General features: G+C 68.0%; 16 protein-coding genes. 8 read left to right on the top strand and 8 right to left on the bottom strand.

Annotation, left to right across the window (positions count from 1 at the left end):
- A partial coding sequence (locus AC1DFR_RS14250; RefSeq protein WP_476873699.1) for a transketolase-like TK C-terminal-containing protein occupies nt 1-1467 on the top strand: 1467 nt, incomplete at its 5' end.
- Nucleotides 1468-1488: 21 nt separating this feature from the next.
- Complete coding sequence (nboR, locus tag AC1DFR_RS14245; RefSeq protein ID WP_476873698.1) at nt 1489-2112, top strand: nicotine blue oxidoreductase; 624 nt, start codon at nt 1489-1491, stop codon at nt 2110-2112.
- 69 nt (nt 2113-2181) lie between these two features.
- Here nboR and AC1DFR_RS14240 read toward each other — a convergent pair whose 3' ends face one another.
- From AC1DFR_RS14240 to AC1DFR_RS14210, 7 genes are all read right to left on the bottom strand, one after another.
- On the bottom strand, nt 2182-2826 hold the full coding sequence (locus AC1DFR_RS14240; protein ID WP_476873697.1) for a uracil-DNA glycosylase: 645 nt from the start codon (nt 2824-2826) through the stop codon (nt 2182-2184).
- Nucleotides 2827-2864: 38 nt separating this feature from the next.
- Nucleotides 2865-3848 carry an aldo/keto reductase gene (locus AC1DFR_RS14235; protein ID WP_476873696.1) on the bottom strand — a complete coding sequence of 328 codons (984 nt, stop codon included), beginning with the start codon at nt 3846-3848 and terminating at the stop codon, nt 2865-2867.
- A gap of 26 nt (nt 3849-3874) precedes the next feature.
- A complete protein-coding gene (locus tag AC1DFR_RS14230; protein WP_476873695.1) occupies nt 3875-6697 on the bottom strand; it encodes a molybdopterin-dependent oxidoreductase in 2823 nt (940 codons plus the stop codon).
- Nucleotides 6698-6699: 2 nt separating this feature from the next.
- Entirely contained in the window at nt 6700-7680 is a 981-nt protein-coding gene (locus AC1DFR_RS14225) for an FAD binding domain-containing protein (RefSeq protein ID WP_476873694.1), read from the bottom strand.
- Nucleotides 7671-8954, bottom strand: coding sequence for an XdhC family protein (locus AC1DFR_RS14220; protein WP_476873693.1), 1284 nt, complete (start codon nt 8952-8954; stop codon nt 7671-7673). Before AC1DFR_RS14220 ends, AC1DFR_RS14225 begins: the two co-directional genes overlap by 10 nt.
- A 17-nt stretch (nt 8955-8971) precedes the next feature.
- On the bottom strand, nt 8972-9466 hold the full coding sequence (locus AC1DFR_RS14215; protein WP_476873692.1) for a nucleoside deaminase: 495 nt from the start codon (nt 9464-9466) through the stop codon (nt 8972-8974).
- A gap of 267 nt (nt 9467-9733) precedes the next feature.
- Complete coding sequence (locus tag AC1DFR_RS14210; RefSeq protein ID WP_476873691.1) at nt 9734-9916, bottom strand: hypothetical protein; 183 nt, start codon at nt 9914-9916, stop codon at nt 9734-9736.
- 381 nt (nt 9917-10297) lie between these two features.
- Here AC1DFR_RS14210 and pucL point away from each other — a divergent pair, with 381 nt between their 5' ends.
- Nucleotides 10298-11206, top strand: coding sequence for a factor-independent urate hydroxylase (pucL, locus tag AC1DFR_RS14205; protein WP_476873690.1), 909 nt, complete (start codon nt 10298-10300; stop codon nt 11204-11206).
- 112 nt (nt 11207-11318) lie between these two features.
- Nucleotides 11319-12827, top strand: a complete 1509-nt coding sequence (locus AC1DFR_RS14200; RefSeq protein ID WP_476873689.1) for a nucleobase:cation symporter-2 family protein — start codon at nt 11319-11321, stop codon at nt 12825-12827.
- A 98-nt stretch (nt 12828-12925) separates the two neighbouring features.
- Here the strand turns inward: AC1DFR_RS14200 and AC1DFR_RS14195 are convergent, their stop codons facing one another.
- Nucleotides 12926-13681, bottom strand: coding sequence for an IclR family transcriptional regulator (locus tag AC1DFR_RS14195; RefSeq protein ID WP_476860186.1), 756 nt, complete (start codon nt 13679-13681; stop codon nt 12926-12928).
- Between the two features lie 206 nt (nt 13682-13887).
- Here AC1DFR_RS14195 and AC1DFR_RS14190 point away from each other — a divergent pair, with 206 nt between their 5' ends.
- From AC1DFR_RS14190 to AC1DFR_RS14175, 4 genes are all read left to right on the top strand, one after another.
- Nucleotides 13888-15300: an NAD-dependent malic enzyme gene (locus tag AC1DFR_RS14190; RefSeq protein WP_476856964.1), complete on the top strand. Its 1413-nt coding sequence runs from the start codon at nt 13888-13890 to the stop codon at nt 15298-15300.
- 35 nt (nt 15301-15335) lie between these two features.
- Nucleotides 15336-16934, top strand: coding sequence for a malate synthase A (gene aceB / locus AC1DFR_RS14185; RefSeq protein WP_476873688.1), 1599 nt, complete (start codon nt 15336-15338; stop codon nt 16932-16934).
- A 66-nt stretch (nt 16935-17000) separates the two neighbouring features.
- Nucleotides 17001-18287 (top strand): DUF6986 family protein, encoded by a 1287-nt coding sequence (locus tag AC1DFR_RS14180; protein WP_476873702.1) that lies wholly within the window; start codon nt 17001-17003, stop codon nt 18285-18287.
- Nucleotides 18284-19096, top strand: a complete 813-nt coding sequence (locus AC1DFR_RS14175) for a bifunctional allantoicase/(S)-ureidoglycine aminohydrolase (RefSeq protein WP_476873687.1) — start codon at nt 18284-18286, stop codon at nt 19094-19096. Before AC1DFR_RS14180 ends, AC1DFR_RS14175 begins: the two co-directional genes overlap by 4 nt.
- Nucleotides 19097-19225 lie beyond the last annotated feature (129 nt).

Below are 19225 nucleotides of genomic sequence, written 5' to 3'. Positions count from 1 at the left end.
CGCGACCACCTGCGCATCCCGATCACGGACGACCAGCTCGAAGCGGACCTCTACCGGCCGCCGTACTACCACCCCGGCATGGACTCCCCGGAGATCCAGTACCTGATGGACCGCCGCAAGCAACTCGGCGGCTTCGTCCCCGAGCGGCGGCCGGACCATGCGCCCGTGGAACTGCCCGATCCCGCAACCTATGGGGTCGCCAAGCGAGGCTCCGGCAAGCAGCGCTCAGCCACCACCATGGCCTTTGTACGCCTGCTCAAGGACCTGCTCCGGGACAAAAAGTTCGGACACCGCATTGTCCCGATCGTGCCGGACGAATCCCGCACGTTCGGCATGGACGCGTTCTTCCCGACGGCGAAGATCTACAACCCGGACGGCCAGGGCTACCTCTCCGTGGACCGGGAGCTCGTCCTTGCCTATAAGGAATCGGCCCAGGGCCAGCTGATCCACCCGGGCATCAATGAAGCCGGGGCGGTGGCGGCCTTCACCGCCGCCGGCACGTCCTACGCCACGCACGGCGAACCGCTCGTGCCGGTCTACGTCTTCTACTCGATGTTCGGCTTCCAGCGCACCGGCGATTCCTTCTGGGCCGCCGCCGACCAGATGACCCGCGGGTTCATCATCGGCGCCACCGCCGGACGCACCACCCTGACCGGCGAAGGCCTGCAGCACGCCGACGGCCACTCCCCGATACTGGCGGCAACCAACCCGGCCGTCATCACCTACGACCCAGCGTTCGGGTACGAAATGGGCCACATCATCCGGGACGGCCTGGAGCGGATGTATGGGCCCGGTGAAGCCGGGAAAGAAATTGCCGACAACGATCCGCCGCGGAACGTGATGTACTACCTCACTGTCTACAACGAGCCGATCGTCCAGCCGGCCGAACCCGAAAACCTGGACGTCAACGGTGTCCTGAAAGGCATCTACCGGGTGTCGGCGTCGGACTTTGACGGGCCTAAAAGCCAGATTCTGGCCTCCGGCGTGTCCGTTCCGTGGGCCCTCGAAGCCCAGCGGGTCCTCGCCGAGGACTGGGGCGTCTCGGCGGATGTCTGGTCCGTGACGTCCTGGACCGAACTGCGCCGCGACGGCCTCGCGGCAGAAGAAGAGGCCTTCCTGAACCCCGGCCAGCCCGCCCGCGTCCCGTTCGTGGCCCAGCAGCTCGCCGGTGCCACCGGGCCGGTCGTGGCGGTCACCGACTACATGAAGGCCGTGCCGGACCAGATCCGCCAGTTCCTGCCGCACCAGTTCGCCTCGCTCGGCGCGGACGGTTTCGGCTTCTCCGACACCCGCGCCGCGGCCCGCCGTTTCTTCAAGAACGACATCCACTCGATTGTAGTGAAGACCCTCCAGCTGCTGGCCTCGCGCGGAGAGGTCGACGGCGGGGTGCCCGCCTACGCGATCGACCGCTACAAGCTCCTGGACGTCACCGCCGGGACCACCGGAGGAGCGGGTGGCGACGCCTGAGAAGCGAGTTATGGTGGGCAGATGAGCGACAGCAGAGCGCACGGCACCGGATCCGGCGGCACGACGGCGGTGCTGCTGGCCGCCGGAGCCGGGACCCGGCTGGGGCTCGGGCCCAAGGCGTTGCTCCCCTTCCATGGCCGCACGCTGGTCGAAGTGCTCGCCGACGTGCTGCTAGCGGGCGGCTGCCGGGAGGTGGTGGTGGTGCTTGGCGCGGATGCGGCAAGGGTCCGCGCCGCCACCGACCTCGGCCGGCACCGGGTCATCGACAACCCGCACTGGGCCAGCGGGATGGGCAGCTCGTTCCGGGCCGGTATCGCCGCGGCGGCCCTGGAGGCCCATGTGCTCATTGCGCTGGTGGACCAGCCCGGCCTGACCAGGGAGACCGTCACCCGGCTGCTGGCAGCCCACCGGCCCGGCCGGGTAACGGCGGCCGGCTACCGCGACGCGGAGGGGACGCTGCAGCGCGGACACCCGCTGCTGCTCGATGCCGGGCTTCGCACCGAAGCCGCGGAAACAGCAACGGGCGACGCCGGCGCGCGCGTCTTCCTGCGGGCGCACCCGGACCTGGTTGATCTGGTGGACTGCAGCGACCTCTCCGGCGGCGAGGACCTCGACTCCCCCGAACAGCTGCACCTCCTCGACTAAAGACAACGCGGGGTCAGATACGGCCCATTAAGGCCCCCTCGATGGGCCGTGTCTGACCCCGCGCTGGTTTTAGCGCGAGTGAGCCAAAAACTCCTGCAGGCCGCGCTTGAAATCGGACCGGCCGCCGTGGGCCGGGTGCCTGATTTTCGGGGCGTCCATGCCGCTGCGCTGCAGGCTGCGGTGCGCCACATTGCCCACGGCCACCACGGTTTCGATGGAAAACGCCTCGATCAGCGCCTGCCAGAACGGAGTTCCAAGGTCAGCCTCGGAGGCCCTCGGCGTGCGGTTGGACAGCGGCCGCCCGGGCACGTGGGTGTGCCACGGGCAGGCGCTCCACAGCAGGGGCAGGAATTCCAGCTCGGCCAGGACCTGCCACATCACCGTGGCCGTCGGCTCCGCAGCGATTCCCGCAGCATCCGCCGGGAGCACGTACCCCTTCCCGGGCCCAAACAGCCCAAACCCGTTGGCAGGGCCTTCGAGCATTGCGCGGTTCGTGAAGGGAATCCCGGTGATCCTCATGCCCCTGTACCCGGGGGCTTCGCCCAGCAGCAGGACCTTTGGGGCGCGGTCCTGCATCTCCCGCAGATAGAGCTCCAGGTTCCGCCGCCGCTGCGCATTTCCAGGCTCGGTGTGATCAAAGAAGTTGTTGCAGCCCGGCCCCGTTTCGACGGCCGCGAGACGGTCAACGAAGCCGTCGATGGAGGAAACAGTCATTCGTCGGCCCTTGGGGACACCCGGCAGAATCAAGCGCCCTACCAGCGCGGGTGGATGGTTTCACGGAAGTAGCGGTCATAGATTTCGCGGACGCCGACGTCGAACGTTGCGTCAATGCCGCTGACACCCGCCGCGGCGGCATTGGAGCGCGCCTGGTCCACGTTCCGCGCGCCCGGGATCACCGTGCTGACGCCGTCCTGCGCCGCGATCCAGGCGATGGCCGCCTGGGCGGTGCTGACGCCGTCGGGCACCAGTTCCTCGAACTCGGCCACCGCTTTGAGGCCTTCCCCGAAGTCCACGCCGGAGAAGGTTTCCCCGACGTCGAACGCCGATCCGGTGCGGTTATAGTTCCGGTGATCGTCCTCCGCGAAGGACGTCTCCGCGGTGTATTTGCCGGAGAGCAGCCCGGAGGCGAGCGGGACGCGGGCGATGATGCCCACCCCGGCGGCCTCGGCGGCGGGCAACACTTCATCCAGCGGCTTGAGCCGGAAGGCGTTGAGGATGATCTGCACGGTGGCGGTGCCGTCGTGGCGCATTGCTTCGAGGGCTTCCTCGGTCCGCTCCACGCTGACGCCGTAGTTGCGGATGGCCCCCTCGGCCACGAGCGTGTCCAGCGCGTCGTAGACCTCGTTGTTGCTGTACACCGCGGTGGGCGGGCAGTGCAGCTGGACCAGATCCAGCTGCTCGACGCCCAGGTTGCGCCGCGACCGGTCGGTCCATTCGCGGAAGTTGGCGAGGTTGTAGTTCTCCGGCCGCTGCTCCACCCGCCGGCCCATCTTGGTGGCCACCGTGATGTCCAGGCCGGGGTTGTCGGCCAGGAAGGCGCCGATGGCCTGCTCACTGCGGCCGTCGCCATAGACGTCCGCGGTGTCGAAGAACGTGACGCCCGCTTCGACGGAGGCCGCCAGGATGGCCTGCGCCTGCGCGGGGTCCACGTTGCCCCAGTCCGCGCCAAGCTGCCACGTCCCCAACCCGACGGTGGAGACGTTTCGTCCGGTTTTGCCCAAGATTCGTTGTTCCATCGTCCGACTATAGGCCGGCAGCGGCCTCAAAGCGGACGAACCAGCCCTGCTTCCTTCAGGCCCAGATAGATCTTGTCCCGGGTGATGGGCAGCTGGGAAAACCTCACGCCGGTGGCGTTCCGGATGGCGTTCGCGAGCGCCGGCGCCACCGGATTGAACGGGCTCTCGCTCATCGACTTCGCGCCCAGCGGGCCCAGCTTGTCGCTGGTGTCGGCGAAGTACACCTCGCTGCGCGGCACGTCGGCGAAGGAGGGGACGTGGTACTGCCGCAGGACGTCGGTGGTGACGCGGCCGGCGTCGTCCACTGTGACCTCCTCGTAGAGCGCAGAGCCGAGGGCCTGCGCGATCCCGCCTTCGATCTGGCCGCGGCACTGGCGCGGATTGACCACCACGCCGGCGTCGGCCGCCTGCACGCTCTGCAGGATTCGCAGCTCCCCCGTCCCGGTGTTCACCGCCACCCGGAAGCCCTGGACATTGAACGCCACGGAACGCGGCGTCCCGCCCCAACGCCCCTCGGCGGCGAGCTCGACGCCGGCCTGCTCCGCGGCGTCGTAAATGTCCGTCAGGGGCACCCGGGTTCCCTCGCAGTCCACAGCGTCCCCGTCCAGGACGCAGCCGGAGCGCGGCACGAGGCGGAGGCCGGCGGCGAAGGCGCGGATGCGGAGGGCGAGGTCCTCGGCGGCCGCGAGCGTCGCTTTGCCCGCCACTACGGTGCCGGCAGATCCGAACGCCCCGGAATCGTGGTCCACCAGGTCGGTGTCGGACTGCCGGAGGGTGACGCGGGCGGCGGAGGTGGACAGCGCGGTGGCCGCGAGCTGCGCGTGGACGGTGGAGGTGCCGTTGCCGAATTCTGCCGTCCCGACGTCGGCGGCGTAGGTCCCGTCGGGCAGGAGCCGGAGCCTGGAGTGGGCAAAGTGGCCGCGTGGCGGGACGGTGTCGATCATGGACAGGGCAGTCCCCTCCCCGACCCCCCAGTCCGGTCCCGGGCTGTCGAGGCCGGCGGCGCGGCAGCGTTCCCGCCCACGGGCCAGCGCGTCCTCGACCAGCTTCGTGCACTGGTCCAGGCCGTAGCTGCCGTAGCGGACGTCCTCCTGGGGCTCGTCGCGGATGGACAGCATGTCGTCGCCTTCCCGGACCATGTTCCGGCGGCGGAACTCCAGGGGGTCCATGCCGATCCCTGCCGCGAGCTCGTCGATGCCGGATTCGATCGCGAAGATCATCTGGCTGAGCCCGTAGCCTCGGAAGGCACCGGACGGCACCGTGTTGGTGTACACGGCGTGGGCGTCCACTTTCTTGTTGGCGCATTTGTACACCGCCAACGACTCACCGCAGCCGTGGAACATGACCCCGGTCGCGTGGTTGCCATAGGCGCCCGTGTTGGTGAGCACCTCCAGCTTCAGTGCGGTCAGCCGCCCGTCGCGGCTGGCGCCGGCCTTGAGATGGATGGTGAAGGGATGCTTGGTGGTGGCGGCGGTGAACTGTTCGGTCCGGGTGAATTCAAGCTGCACGGGGCGGTTGAGCTTCAGGGCGGCCAGCGCCACGACGTCCTCGGTGAGCACCTCTTGTTTGCCGCCGAAACCGCCGCCCACCCGTCCGGCCACCACCCGGATCTGCTCTTCCGGCAGGCCGAACACCCGGCCCAGGGTGCGCCGCACCAGGAACGGGACCTGGCTGGAGGTGCGGATCAGCAGCCGCCCGTCACCGCCGATCGAGGCGATGGAGGCATGGGTTTCGAGCGCCATGTGCTGCACCCGTTGAGTCCGGTACGTGTGTTCGTGGATGAAGTCCGCCGCGGCGAACCCGGCCGCCATGTCGCCGAGCTCGGAATGCAGTTCCGCGACGACGTTCCGCTCCGGCCGGCTGATGCGGGCCGTGGTTGCGTCCTTGTCCCCGTGGAGGGCGGGGGCGCCGGGGAGCATGGCGTGCTCCGGGGTAAAGACCGCGTCCAGCACCTCGTAGTCGACCTTCAGGGCCCGCACGCCAGCCTCCGCCGCCGCCACCGTCCCGGCGACGACGGCGGCGACGCGCTGGCCGGTGAACCGCACGACGTCGTCAAACACGCGGGTGTCGTCCGGGTCGTCGGTGTAGAGCTCGTGCTGCGCGGTCGAAAACAGCTGCGCCGGGGAGTCCTCGTGGGTGAAGACGGCCGCGACGCCGGGAATCGCCAGCGCGGCTGCTGCGTCGATGGAGCGGATCCGGGCGTGGGCATGCGGGGAGCGCAGCAGTTTCGCGTGCAGCAGCCCGGGCAGTTCATCGGCCGGGACGTCCAGGGTGTAGCGGGCCTGCCCCGTGACGATGGCGAGGCCGGCGGGGGCGGGAGCGTCGTCGCCCAGTTGTCCGGCGCGCGGCTCCGGCCGGCCAGGCCCCTCAGAAGGGGTGACCGGGCGGCTCCCCCTCCCGCAGACGGCGTCCTCGATGGCCGTGTACCCGGTGCACCGGCACAGGTTGCCCTTCAGGTTCCGCGGCAGGTCCGCCCTCTGCTCCTCATCGAACGTCGCTGCCGTCATCACCATGCCGGCCGTGCAAAAGCCGCATTGGAAGCCCTGCCGGTCCAGGAACTGCTGCTGCATCGGATGAAGCGCGGTGCTGTTGGGGTCACCGGGTCCGCCGGAGGCGCTGGCGGCGGCCAGTCCTTCCACCGTGGTGACCGCCCGGCCTTCCGCGCGGACCGCGGGATAAATGCAGCTGTGCACCGGGACCCCGTCCACGTGCACCGTGCAGGCGCCGCAGTCGCCGGCGTCGCAGCCCTTCTTGACGCCCAGGTTCCCCTGCTCGCGAAGGAACGTCCGCAGGCACTGGCCGGGACGGGGTTCGGCCTGCGCCGGGACACCGTTGATCTCGATTCTCATGCTCAGGCACCTTCCGTCCGGAGTCCACCGTTCAGGGTCCCGCCCCGCGGCGGCCAGAAGTCACCGGATATGCGTAACGGGTCGCGGCCTGCCGGGGCGGTGAGTTCGGCCTGGATTTCATGGGCCAGCCGGTACGTCATGTCCTTGCGCCAGGCGGGCAGGCCGTGGACGTCGTCGTGGTACAGCTCATCGGGGATGGCGGCATCCAAGGCCTCGGAGAGAGCATCAGTGAGGGCGCCGGCGAGCGCCGCCGCGGAGGACTCCAGGCGCAGCTGCACGGGGCGCTTGGTGGCTGCGGTGACGGTCAGGACCAGGGTGCCGCCGGCGTCGAGCCTTCCAATCAGCAGCACCGCTGACCTGCCCAGGTTGCTCAGCGACAGCCGGCGGAAGGCCACCCGGGAGGACAGTGCCGCCGCCGGCAGGCTCACGCTGCGCAGGAGCTCGCCGGGAGCGAGGCAGTTCGTCCCGTCGCCCGTAACGAAGTCCAGCACCGGGAGCGTGCGGCGGGCGCCGCCGGGGCCCAGAATGGTGGCCGTGGCGTCGAGCGCCGCGCAGAGCGAGATCATGGGCCCGGCCGGCAGGGAAGTGCACAGGTTGCCGCCCACCGTGGACATGTACCAGACCTTGAAGGAGGCCACAAAAGACTCGCAGCAGGGGCGGACGAGCTCCACGCCGGGCCAGTTCCCGGCCAGCCCCCGGCCGGCGGCCGAGCCGGCATCCGTATCCGCATCCGCATCCGCATCCGGGAATGCATACAGTTGCGCGATGGTGCAGGTCGCCGCCAGCTCGATGCCGGCCGCCGACACCGCTATGGGTGTCCAGTCCGTGGAGCCGAGGTCCAGGAGGCGCCGGAGCGGTTCCTGTCCGGCGGCGGGGCTCCCGGAGGAGAAAAGCACGGTGCCCCCCGCGAGCCAGGCGTCCCCTTCGCGCCACTGCGCCGGATCCGCGGTGCGGACCACGGCCTCGATGGTGTTCATGTCCACTGGGCCTCCTCAGGTTCCGGCATGCCGGCGCTGCTGTCGTGATGGTTGCGGCCGTGATGGTTGCGGCCGTGATGACTGCTGTCCTGATGATTTCGGGAGTAGTGGTGAATGGGGCCGCTGGCATCCTTCAAGGACACGCTGCCCTGGGCCAGCCCGGCGGCCTTGCTCCGGTTGGCCACGAGTTCTGCCGTGATGGAGACCGCGACCTCTTCCGGCGTGACGGCCCCGAGGTCCAGGCCGATGGGTGAGTGCAGCCGGGCCAGGGCGCCGTCGGCCACGCCGGCCTGCCGCAGAGCATCGATCCGCCCGCGGTGGCTTCGTCTGGACCCCATGGCGCCGACATAGTCCACGTCCAGGCCGAGCGCGGCCTGCAGGAGCGGGACATCGAATTTCGGATCGTGTGTGAGCACGCAGATGGCCGTCCGGGCGTCGGTGCGGCCGGCCAGCACTTGGTCCGCCAAGTACCGGTGCGGCCAGGCCGTGGCCACCTCGTCCGCGGCGCCGAACCTGTCCTGCTGTGCGAACGCCGGGCGCGCATCGCACACCGTGACATGGAAGCCCAGGAGTTTCGCGGCCGGCACGAGTGCCGCACCGAAGTCATTGGCGCCGAAGATCAGCAGGCGCGGTGCCGGTAGCCGGCTCTCCACCAGCAGGCTCACGGGTTCCTGCTGGCGCTCCCCCGCGGACGCGATCCGGACCAGCCCTGTACGACCTCCCCTCAGCAGCGGTTCCAACTGGGCTGCTGCCGCCCGCATCGCGAGCCCGGCACCACCGGAACCGCCCGCACCGAGCATCGCGGCGAGTTCGGCCGACTGCAGTACCTGGAAGGCCGCCGGGTCTGGAACCACGACGGCGCCGCCTCCGCCGGCGTCTACCCTGCGGATCAGCGCAGCGCCGCCGGCCGGATGCCTCCCGGCCAGGGCCAGCAGGCCGTCCAGCCGCAGCCGGCCGGGCCCCGTATCCACGGGTTCGATGTGGATTTCCAGCCTGCCGCCGCAGGTCAGCCCGGCGGCAAACGCGTCCTCGGCGCTGTAGCCGAAGCACTCCCGGCGCGTCCCGCCATCGCGCATTGCCGCCAGAGCCGCCTCCACAACGGCCCCTTCAACGCAGCCGCCGGACAGGCTGCCCAGCACCTCACCGGCCTCGGAGACCAGCATGGAGGTGCCCACGGGCCTCGGCACCGATCCGTCGGTGCCCACCACGGTGGCCACCGCGTAGCGCTGCCCGGACGCGGCCGGCCGCCATGTGCCCAGGTGCGGGAGCAGATCCAACATGGCCGCAGTCCCCGGCGCTAGTAGTCGGTCCGGGACTCAAGCGAGTTCCAGGCCTTGAAGGGATCCAATGCCGCGGGCGCTTGCGGGTCTGTCAGTTGCAGCCTGCCCACCGGCATGAGCGCGTCGCGCTGATCATTTTCGAAGTATTCGTAGAAGACGGCGTCATCGAACCCCGCAGCCGCGGCATCGTGCCGGTCCGCGGCGAACATCACGCGTGACACCCGCGCCCACAGTGCGGACGCCAGGCACATGGGGCACGGCTCGCAGCTGCAGTAGAGCGTGGCACCGCTGAGATCGAAGGTGCCCAGTTCGCTACAGGCCAGCCGGATGGCCGTCACCTCGGCGTGCGCCGTGGGATCGTTGGTGGCGGTGACGCGGTTGACGCCTTCGAACGCAAGCCCGTCCGCAGTGACCACTACTGCGCCGAACGGGCCGCCGCTGTTCAGGACGTTGGCCTTGGCCAACTCGATGGATCTCGCCAGGAACTTCTGAGCCGTACCGGTTGTAGTCATGCCGCCACTCCCTACCTGCGGAAGCCTGTACACCGTGACGGGTACGCAAGGGCCGTATGCGACGGTGACCAGTCTTCAGCATGTGCCTTGAAGGTTGCGCCTGGTAGATAGCTTCCCGCGTCCCGGGCTGCCCGCCGTTGGCAAGATCGACAGTAGCACCGGGATGTCCGCGCGGCGCGCCCAACTTGATGGAAGCCTGTTTTCGTTATGTGAAATCTCTATTTCCGGGTCTTCACGCCAACGCCGCCCTACCGCCCAAAAAAACGCCTACCGGCCAAAGAGCGGCAGCGCACGTAGCCATCGGGAAAAGCCGCGGTCCCTCCGCTCGCAGTCGGCCGGAATGTAGAAGTCCGGGTCCGTGGCACCGAAGTCCGCGGCGGCGAACGGCAGGTACAGCTCCTGGCCGGGCGCCGGAAATTCAACGGCACTGCCCTTCTCCTGCGAGTTCATGGATTCCTCCTCATGCATTGTGTGGCTGCTTCCTCGCACCGAACCGAATCATGCGGCTGAATTCCACATTTTGGAAATAATTTATTGCTATATGGAAAAGACTAGGGCGACGGAAGCCTGCGGTCAAGAGCCCTGACCGCCGCGGTCACAAACCGTTTTTTCGGAAAGTGATGTACACCACGCCCGGACCGGGCTACGCTTAATCCCAATTCGTGGCGCAGGTCACGTAACCTGGGAGCAGCAGGCAGGGTCGTAATGAGCTGGCATCAACTGATGTCGGCTCTTTTTTGTGGGCCGACGGAATGAGAAACGCGCGGGAAACAAGCGCTTAATTTCTATGTGGGACTTTGGTGCCACATACCTGAAGTTGGGAATCAGACCATGAGCAACAAGATCGTCCTGGGCCACAACCAGTACGGAAAAGCCGAAGTCCGGGTCGTCAAGATCACCCGGGACACCGATCGCCATGAGATCGAAGACCTGAACGTCACCTCCCAGCTTCGGGGTGACTTCGCGGCGGCCCACCTCGAAGGCGACAACAGCCATGTCGTGGCCACGGACACTCAGAAGAACACCATCTATGCCTTCGCCCGGGACGGCATCGGCTCCCCGGAAGCCTTCCTGCTGCGGCTGGGCAAGCACTTCACCTCGAACTTCGACTGGGTCACCGGCGGCCGCTGGGCGGCCGAGTCCTTCACGTGGGACCGGATCCAGGCCCACGGGGCCGGGCACGACCACTCCTTCGTCCGCAGCGGCCAGGAAGTCCGCACCGCGGTCCTTGTCCGCAACAGCGGTACCGAGCACCTCATCGCCGGGCTCAAGGACCTCACCGTGTTGAAGTCGACCCAGTCCGGGTTCAGCGGCTTCCCGCGGGACAAGTACACCACCCTCCCGGAAACGTCCGACCGCATCCTCGCCACGGACGTATCGGCCCGCTGGCGCTTCAGGACCGGCACCGATTTCGGCACGTTCGACTTCAACAAGAGCTACGAGGACGTCAAGAGCCTGCTGCTGGAGGGCTTCAGCGAAAACTACTCCCACGCCCTGCAACAGACCCTCTTCGACATGGGCGCCAAGGTCCTCGAAGCTCACACCGAGATCGACGAGATCAAGTTCTCCATGCCCAACAAGCACCACTTCCTCGTCGACCTCTCGCCCTTTGGCCTCGACAACCCCAACGAGGTCTTCTTCGCCGCCGACCGCCCCTACGGCCTGATCGAGGCCACTGTCCAGCGTGAAGACGCCAGCCCCGCAGAAATCGCCTGGTCCGGGATCGCCGGCTTCTGCTAGGACTCCCGGGCCGGCCGGCCGGCCCGGGCCTCCGGCGCCGGCACTACGGCACCCGTTAGCCAGACATTGTTAGCCGGACAACGACGTCCGCCATGAACCAAGAAGGTCTGCCATGAACGCACGCAAAAAATTGACCGCCCGGCTGCCACGCACCCGCGGCACCGGCGGCAATCCCCGCCCCGAGGACCAACGGGTCTCCGTCGGAAGCAGCTTCGCCTACGGCTTCCAGCACGTCCTGACCATGTACGGCGGCATCATCGCCGTCCCCCTGATCGTCGGCCAGGCCGCCGGCCTGGCCCCGGCCGACGTCGGGGTCCTGATCGCCGCGGCCCTCTTCATGGGCGGCCTGGCAACGCTGCTCCAGACCCTGGGCGTGCCGTTCTTCGGCTCCCAACTCCCCCTGGTCCAAGGCGTCTCCTTCGCCAGCGTGGCGACCATGGTCGCCATCGTCACCGGCAGCGGCGGTCTCCCGGCCGTCTTCGGCGCCGTCATTGCCTCTGCAGCCATCGGGCTGCTGATCGCCCCGGTGTTCTCCAAGATTGTCCGGTTCTTCCCGCCGGTGGTCACCGGCACAGTCATCACCACCATCGGCCTCACGCTGATGCCCGTGGCGGCCAACTGGGCCATGGGCGGGAACAAGAAGGCGGCGGACTACGGGAGCGTGGCCAACATCGGGCTGGCGGCTATTACCCTGGCCCTCGTGCTCCTGCTGAGCAAGGTCGGCAGCGCCACTATTTCCCGCCTGTCCATCCTGCTGGCCATGCTGGCCGGAACGGGGGTCGCCGTCGTAACCGGCATGGCGGACTTCTCGAACGTCGGCGACGGCCCGATCGTCGCCTTCCCCGCACCGTTCCACCTCGGCGCACCCACCTTCGAAGCTGCCGCCATCATCTCCATGCTGATCGTGGTGCTGGTGATCCTGACCGAGACCATGGCCGACATCCTGGCCGTCGGCGAAATCGTGGGCACCCGGGTTGATTCGAAGCGGATCGCAGCGGGCCTGCGGGCAGATATGGTTTCCAGCCTCGTGGCGCCGGTCTTCGGCTCCTTCACGCAAAGCGCGTTCGCCCAGAACGTTGGCCTGGTCGCCGTCACCAAGATCAAGAGCCGCTATGTGGTGGCGGCCGGCGGCGTCATCCTGGTGCTGCTGGGCCTGCTGCCGGTGCTCGGCCGGGTGGTCGCGGCGGTCCCGACGGCGGTCTTGGGAGGTGCCGGGATTGTGCTCTTCGGCACGGTGGCCGCGAGCGGCATCCGCACGCTGGCCAAAGTGGAGTACCGGAACAACATGAACCTGATCATCGTCGCCGCCTCCATCGGCTTCGGGATGATCCCGATCGCCGCCCCCACGTTCTACGACAAGTTCCCCAGCTGGTTCGCAACGGTTTTCCATTCCGGCATCAGCTCCGCAGCGGTCATGGCCATCGCGCTGAACCTGCTCTTCAACCACCTGAAGAAGGGCAACTCGGAGAACCAGTCGGTCTTCGTGGCCGGAACGGGCCGCGTCATCCGCGAGGAAGACCTTCAATGCCTGGCCGAGGGCGACCGTTACGAGAACGGCAAACTGATCGACTGCGACGGCAAGGAAGTCCCGGTGGAGTCCGCCGCGACATCCGAACACTAGCCCCCTAAGACACCACCGGCATGAGCGTTGCGGCCCCTCCCTGTGAAGGTAAAGGGGCCGCAACGTGGCCTGGCAGACGGCGGCACAGCCGCTGGAGGTCAGCTCTTGTTGAGGTCCTGGGAGATCGCCAGGGCTGCCTCGCGCAGCAATGGCACAGCCCGGTCCGCGAAAGTCTCGTCCACCCGGGAAACAGGCCCGGAGACGGAAATCGCCGCGGGGGTCGGCGCATTGGGGATGGCAATCGCGAAGCAGCGGACGCCGATCTCTTGCTCTTCCTCATCGATCGAATAGCCGCGGCCGCGGATCAGCTTCAAGTCGGCGAACAAGGACTCGACGTCGCCGATGCTCTTCGGAGTGGGGGTGGGCATGCCTTTCCGGGTCACGATGCCACGCACCGTCTCATCGTCCAGCTGGGCCAGGATCGCTTTGCCCATGCCGGTGGCATGCATGTAACCGCGGCGGCCCACTTCGGTGATCATCCGCATGGAATGCAGGGACGGGACCTGGGCCACGTACATCACCATGTCAGAGTCCAGCACGGCCATATTGGCGGTTTCCCCGAGCCGTTCCACGAGGGACTGGAGCTGCGGCCGGGCAAGCGCGCCGAGCTGCTTGTTCGCCGCCTCGCCCAGACGGATCAGGCGCGGGCCCAGGGCATAGCGCCGGTTCGGCAGCTGCCGGATGTAGCCCAGGGTGACGAGGGTGCGCAGCAGCCGGTGGATGGTGGGAAGCGGCAGGTCGGTGGAGGACGAGAGTTCGCTGAGTGTGACGTCGCCGCCGGCGTCAGTGATCAGTTCCAGAAGTTCGAAAACGCGTTCAACGGACTGCACGCCTCCGGGGGCTTTTTCCGCCATAACTTTGCTCTCCTGAGAGGTTGCTTCCGACAAATTTTATCCACATCGTGAAAAAAGTGCTTAGTAGACCCAAGATACAGTACCGCCGGCCCGCCGTCGACGGACCCTCGGGGCTTGTAATTCCACAAAGTAGATAATAATATCCATCATACGAAATAAGTAAGTGCAGCAAGAGCCCGTCCGCGGGCCGACTAGGAGGAAATTCAATGGCGAATCCGAGCCCCGGAAATTCGATCACCCTGCGTGTGGAGGCGCCGTCCAGCTTCAGTGCCACCAGCGAACTGGCCGCCGCCGTCGGTGCGGCCGGCGCCGCGATCACGGCCCTGGACGTCACCGAGTCCCACCACGAGACCCTGGTAGTCGACGTCACCTGCAACACCACGGACGACGACCACGCCGCACGCGTCAAGGACGCGCTCAACGCGCTCGACGGCGTCACGGTCCGGAACGTCTCGGACCGAACCTTTCTGATGCACCTCGGCGGCAAGCTGGAGGTTGTGCCGAAGGTCGCCCTGCGCAACCGCGACGACCTCTCCCGCGCCTACACCCCCGGCGTCGCCCGCGTCTGCCTGGCGATCGCGGAAAACCCTGAGGCCGCCCGGAACCTGACCATCAAACGCAACACCATCGCCGTCGTGACCGACGGCTCCGCCGTCCTGGGCCTCGGCAACATCGGCCCGGCCGCCGCACTGCCGGTCATGGAAGGCAAGGCCGCGCTCTTCAAGCAGTTCGCCAACGTCGACGCCTGGCCGGTCTGCCTGGACACCCAGGACACGGAGGAAATCATCCGGATCGTCAAGGCGCTCGCCCCGGTCTACGGCGGGGTCAACCTTGAGGACATCGCCGCTCCGCGCTGCTTCGAGATCGAAACCCGGCTCCGCGAGGAACTCGACATCCCGGTCTTCCACGACGACCAGCACGGAACCGCAATCGTCACGCTGGCAGCCCTGACCAACGCCCTGCGCGTCGTAGACAAGAAACTCTCCGAGGTCCGGATTGTCGTTTCGGGCGTCGGCGCCGCCGGCTCCGCCATCATCGCGCTGCTCAAGGCACAGGGGGCCCGCAACATCATCGCCGCCGGCCGCTCGGGAGCGATCCACTTCGGCGAACAGTACAACGACGAGCACCGCACGTGGATTGCCGAGAACACCAATGAACGTGGCTTCTCGGGCACCCTGCACGAAGCGCTCAAGGGAGCCGACGTCTTCATCGGCGTCAGCGCACCGCACGTGATCGGCGAAGAACAGGTGGCATCCATGGCCAACGACGCTATTGTGTTCGCCATGGCCAACCCCACGCCGGAAATCGACCCGGTGGTCGCATCACGGCACGCCGCTGTGGTGGCGACCGGCCGCAGCGACTTCCCCAACCAGATCAACAACGTCCTGGCCTTCCCAGGGTTCTTCCGCGGGCTGCTGGACGCGGGGGCGGCGGACATCACCCCCGAGATGCTGGTGGCCGCCGCCGCGGCGATCGCCAACCGGGTCGCCGACGACGAGCTCAATGCCAGCTACATCATTCCCAGCGTCTTCGACCCCCACGTTGCCGCCGACGTCGCCGCGGCGGTTGTCGCGGCTGCCCACGCGACGGTCCCGGCCGCCGCGCTGACCCACGCCTGATTCGCCGCCTGCTTCACCGACCAGGAAGGACCACAATGGCCCTCACCATTTCAGCCCGCCGCCCCGTTGACCGCGCGGAGGAGATCCTCACACCCGAGGCGCTGGCCTTCATTGAGCAATTGCACCAGCGTTTCGCCGCCACCCGCGCGGATTTGCTCAAGGCCCGCGCGGTCAAACGCGGCGAGGTGGCCCGCACCGGCCGGCTCGATTTCCTGCCGGAAACCCGTGATATCCGTGAAGGCGACTGGACGGTGGCCCCGGCCCCGACAGCCCTGCAGGACCGCCGGGTGGAAATGACGGGTCCGGCCGCACCGGCCAAGATGGCCATTAATGCCCTGAACTCCGGGGCCAAGGTCTGGCTCGCGGACCTCGAGGACGCCAGCACTCCCACCTGGTCCAACGTGATCGAATCAATCCTGAACCTCCGCGACGCCGCGGCGGGAACCCTGGCCTACACGTCCCCCGAGGGCAAGGAATATACGCTCCGGACCGATGCCCCCCTGGCCGTCGTAGTCGCCCGCCCGCGCGGCTGGCACATGGCCGAGCGCCACCTGCTGATCGACGGCGAACACACCGTGGGCGCCCTGGTGGACTTCGGCCTGCACTTCTTCCACACCGCCAGGCAGCTGCTGAAGAATGGCCATGGCCCGTACTATTACCTGCCCAAGATGGAGAGCCACCTCGAGGCCCGGCTGTGGAACGAGGTCTTCGTCTTCGCCCAGGACTACCTCGGCATTCCGCAAGGCACCATCCGCGCGACCGTCCTGATCGAGACCATCCCCGCAGCGTTCGAAATGGACGAGATCCTCTACGAACTCCGCGACCACGCCTCCGGCCTGAACGCCGGCCGCTGGGACTACCTGTTCAGCATCATCAAGTACTTCCGTGACGCCGGCTCGCGCTTTGTGCTGCCGGACCGCGCCACCGTGGCTATGACCGCGCCGTTTATGCGTGCCTACACCGAACTGCTGGTCAAGACCTGCCACCACCGCGGCGCCTTCGCCATGGGCGGCATGGCGGCCGTCATTCCCAACCGCCGCGAACCCGAGGTGACAGCCCAGGCGTTCGAGAAAGTGCGCGCGGACAAGACCCGTGAGGCGAACGACGGCTTTGACGGTTCCTGGGTGGCCCACCCGGACCTGGTGCCGGTCTGCCGGGACGTCTTCGACGCCGTCCTGGGCGAGCGGCCGAACCAGCTGGACAGGCAGCGCCCGGAAGTCTCGGTCACCGCGGACCAGCTCCTGGACGTCGCCTCCGCCCGTGGCACGGTCACCGAGGCAGGCATGCGCCTGAACCTCTACGTTGCCGTCGCCTACACAGCGGTGTGGATTTCGGGCAACGGCGCGGTCGCCATCCACAACCTGATGGAGGACGCGGCGACGGCGGAAATCTCGCGGTCCCAGGTCTGGCAGCAGATCCGCAACCACTCTGTGCTCGCCGACACTGGCCGGACCGTCACCCGCGAGCTGGTATCCGGGATCCTGGCCGAGGAAACCGAGAAGCTCCGGGGCGAGGTGGGCGAGGACGCTTTCGTGAAGCACTACCTGCCCGCCAGCAAGCTCATCGGCGACATCTGCCTGTCCGAGGACTACACGGACTTCCTCACCACGCCGGCGTACGAGCTGGTGGGCTGAGGCATGGCAGCCACCTCCGCCAGCGCCAGGCCGCAACCACGCAGCCATCTGCAGCGTCAGGGTCCGGTGACGCCTGCCCTCTCCGGGGCCGACCTCGCCCGGATCGATGCGCAGCTCGCCGACACCGACCGGCTGCTGGAGCGCAGCTACCCGGGCGACGACGGCTCCCGCCAGCCGGTGCACACCGTCTACGTTCCGGCCGACCGCTTCAGCCCGGAGTTCGCCGCGGACTGGGGCGCCCAGGCCCTCGCCGCGGTGGACGCCCGCGGCGGCGTCGAAAGCCTGTGCGCGCTGCAGGGCCAGGAAACCGAACTGGCCGCCGCCGTCGCGCCGCGGGTCCGGGCCAAGCTCTCACGCGAGCCGATCGAGGACCTCCGTCTGGACTTTGAGGACGGGTTCGGGGACCGGGGCGACGACGCCGAGGACGCCGCCGCTGTCGCCGCGGCATCCGCCGTGGCCGCCGCCGTCGCCGCCGGTACCGCGCCGCCGTTCATCGGGATCCGCTTCAAGTGCTTCGAGGCTGCCACCCGCGCCCGGGGTCTGCGGACCCTGGATCTCTTCGTCTCGCAGCTGGCCACGGCCGGCGAACTGCCGGACGGGCTCGTCCTCACCCTGCCCAAGGTCACCACGGTGGCACAGGTGGAGGCCATGGCCTTCGCCGTGTCCCGGCTCGAGGAAGTCCACTCGCTCCCCGCGGGCCGGCTCCGCTTTGAGGTGCAGGTGGAAACGCCGCAGCTCATCCTGGGCCCGGACGGAACCTCGCCGGTGGCGCGCCTGCCGCACGCGGTGCCCGGCCGGATCAGCGGGCTGCACTACGGCACCTACGACTACTCAGCATCGCTGCAGATCTCCGCCGAATACCAGTCCATGGAACATCCCGTGGCGGACTTTGCCAAAGAAGTCATGCAGCTTGCCGCGGCCGGCACCGGGATCCGGCTCTCCGACGGCTCCACCAACATCATCCCGGTGGGCGGGAACGTGGAGCAGGCCTGGCAGCTCCACGGCCGGCTGGTCCGCCGCTCGCTGGAACGCGGCTACTACCAGGGCTGGGACCTCCACCCCGCCCAGCTGCCCAGCCGGTTCGCCGCGACCTACGCCTTCTACCGGCAAGGGCTCCCGGCCGCCGCTGCCCGGCTCCGCAATTACGTGGACCAAACCGCCGGCGGCGTTCTGGACGAACCCGCCACCGCACGGGCTCTGGCAGCCTTCGTGCTGCGCGGCGTCCAGTGCGGCGCCGTCGGCACCGAAGAAGTCCTGGCGCTGGCCGGCGTCGGGCTCCCCGAACTCACCGCACTGGCCCACCCCCGGCTGGCCAACACCTCCACTCCCTCCGCAAAAGGAACGCACCCATGAGCAACTATTTCTACCCCGAAGGCGGGCTTCCGCCGCAGACCCAGATCCTCTCCGACCGGGCCGTGGTCAAGGAGGCCTACACCGTCATTCCGAAGGGCGTGCTCCGGGACATCGTCACGAGCAAACTGCCCGGCTGGACCAACACCCGCTCCTGGATCCTGGCCCGGCCCATCGCCGGTTTTGCCACGACGTTCTCGCAGCTGATCGTCGAGGTGGGACCGGGCGGAGGCTCGGAAAAGCCCGAGCCGGAGGCCGGCGTCGAAGGCGTCATCTTCCTGACCAAGGGCGCCCTGGCACTGACCCTTGAGGGGGAAATCCACAGGCTGGGCGAGGGCGGCTACGCCTACCTCGCCGCGGGGGCCCAATGGTCCGTGACGAACGAGTCCGGGGAGATCGCCAGTTTCCAGTGGATCCGGAAGGCCTACGAGCCGCTGGACGGCTACACGGCGAAATCCTTTGTAACCCGCGACCAGGACGTCGCACCGCGGGCGATGCCGGACACCGACGGGGCCTGGGCCACCACGCGTTTCGTGGACCCGGAGGACCTCGCCCACGACATGCACGTCAACATCGTCACCCTCAAGCCCGGCGCCTCCATCCCCTTCGCGGAAACCCACGTCATGGAGCACGGCCTCTTCGTGCTGGAAGGCAAAGCCGTCTACCGGCTCAATGACGACTGGGTGGAGGTGGAGGCCGGCGACTTCATGTGGCTGCGTGCCTTCTGCCCCCAGGCGTGCTATGCCGGCGGTCCGGGCAACTTCCGGTACCTGCTGTACAAGGACGTCAACCGCCAGATCCGCCTGACCTAATACCGATCCACCAATACCGATCCACCAATACCGATCCACGTAGTGGAGTCCGCCCCGTCTGACGGGGCGGACTCCTCCGTGGTTCCGCTGGCCGCGCCTCGGCACCAAATCTGGTCACCCAGCCCGGAG

The sequence above is a fragment of the Arthrobacter sp. 05T410 genome (assembly GCF_056396505.1).
Note: the sequence above shows the minus strand (reverse complement) of the source record. Positions and strands in the feature narration are given on the sequence as shown.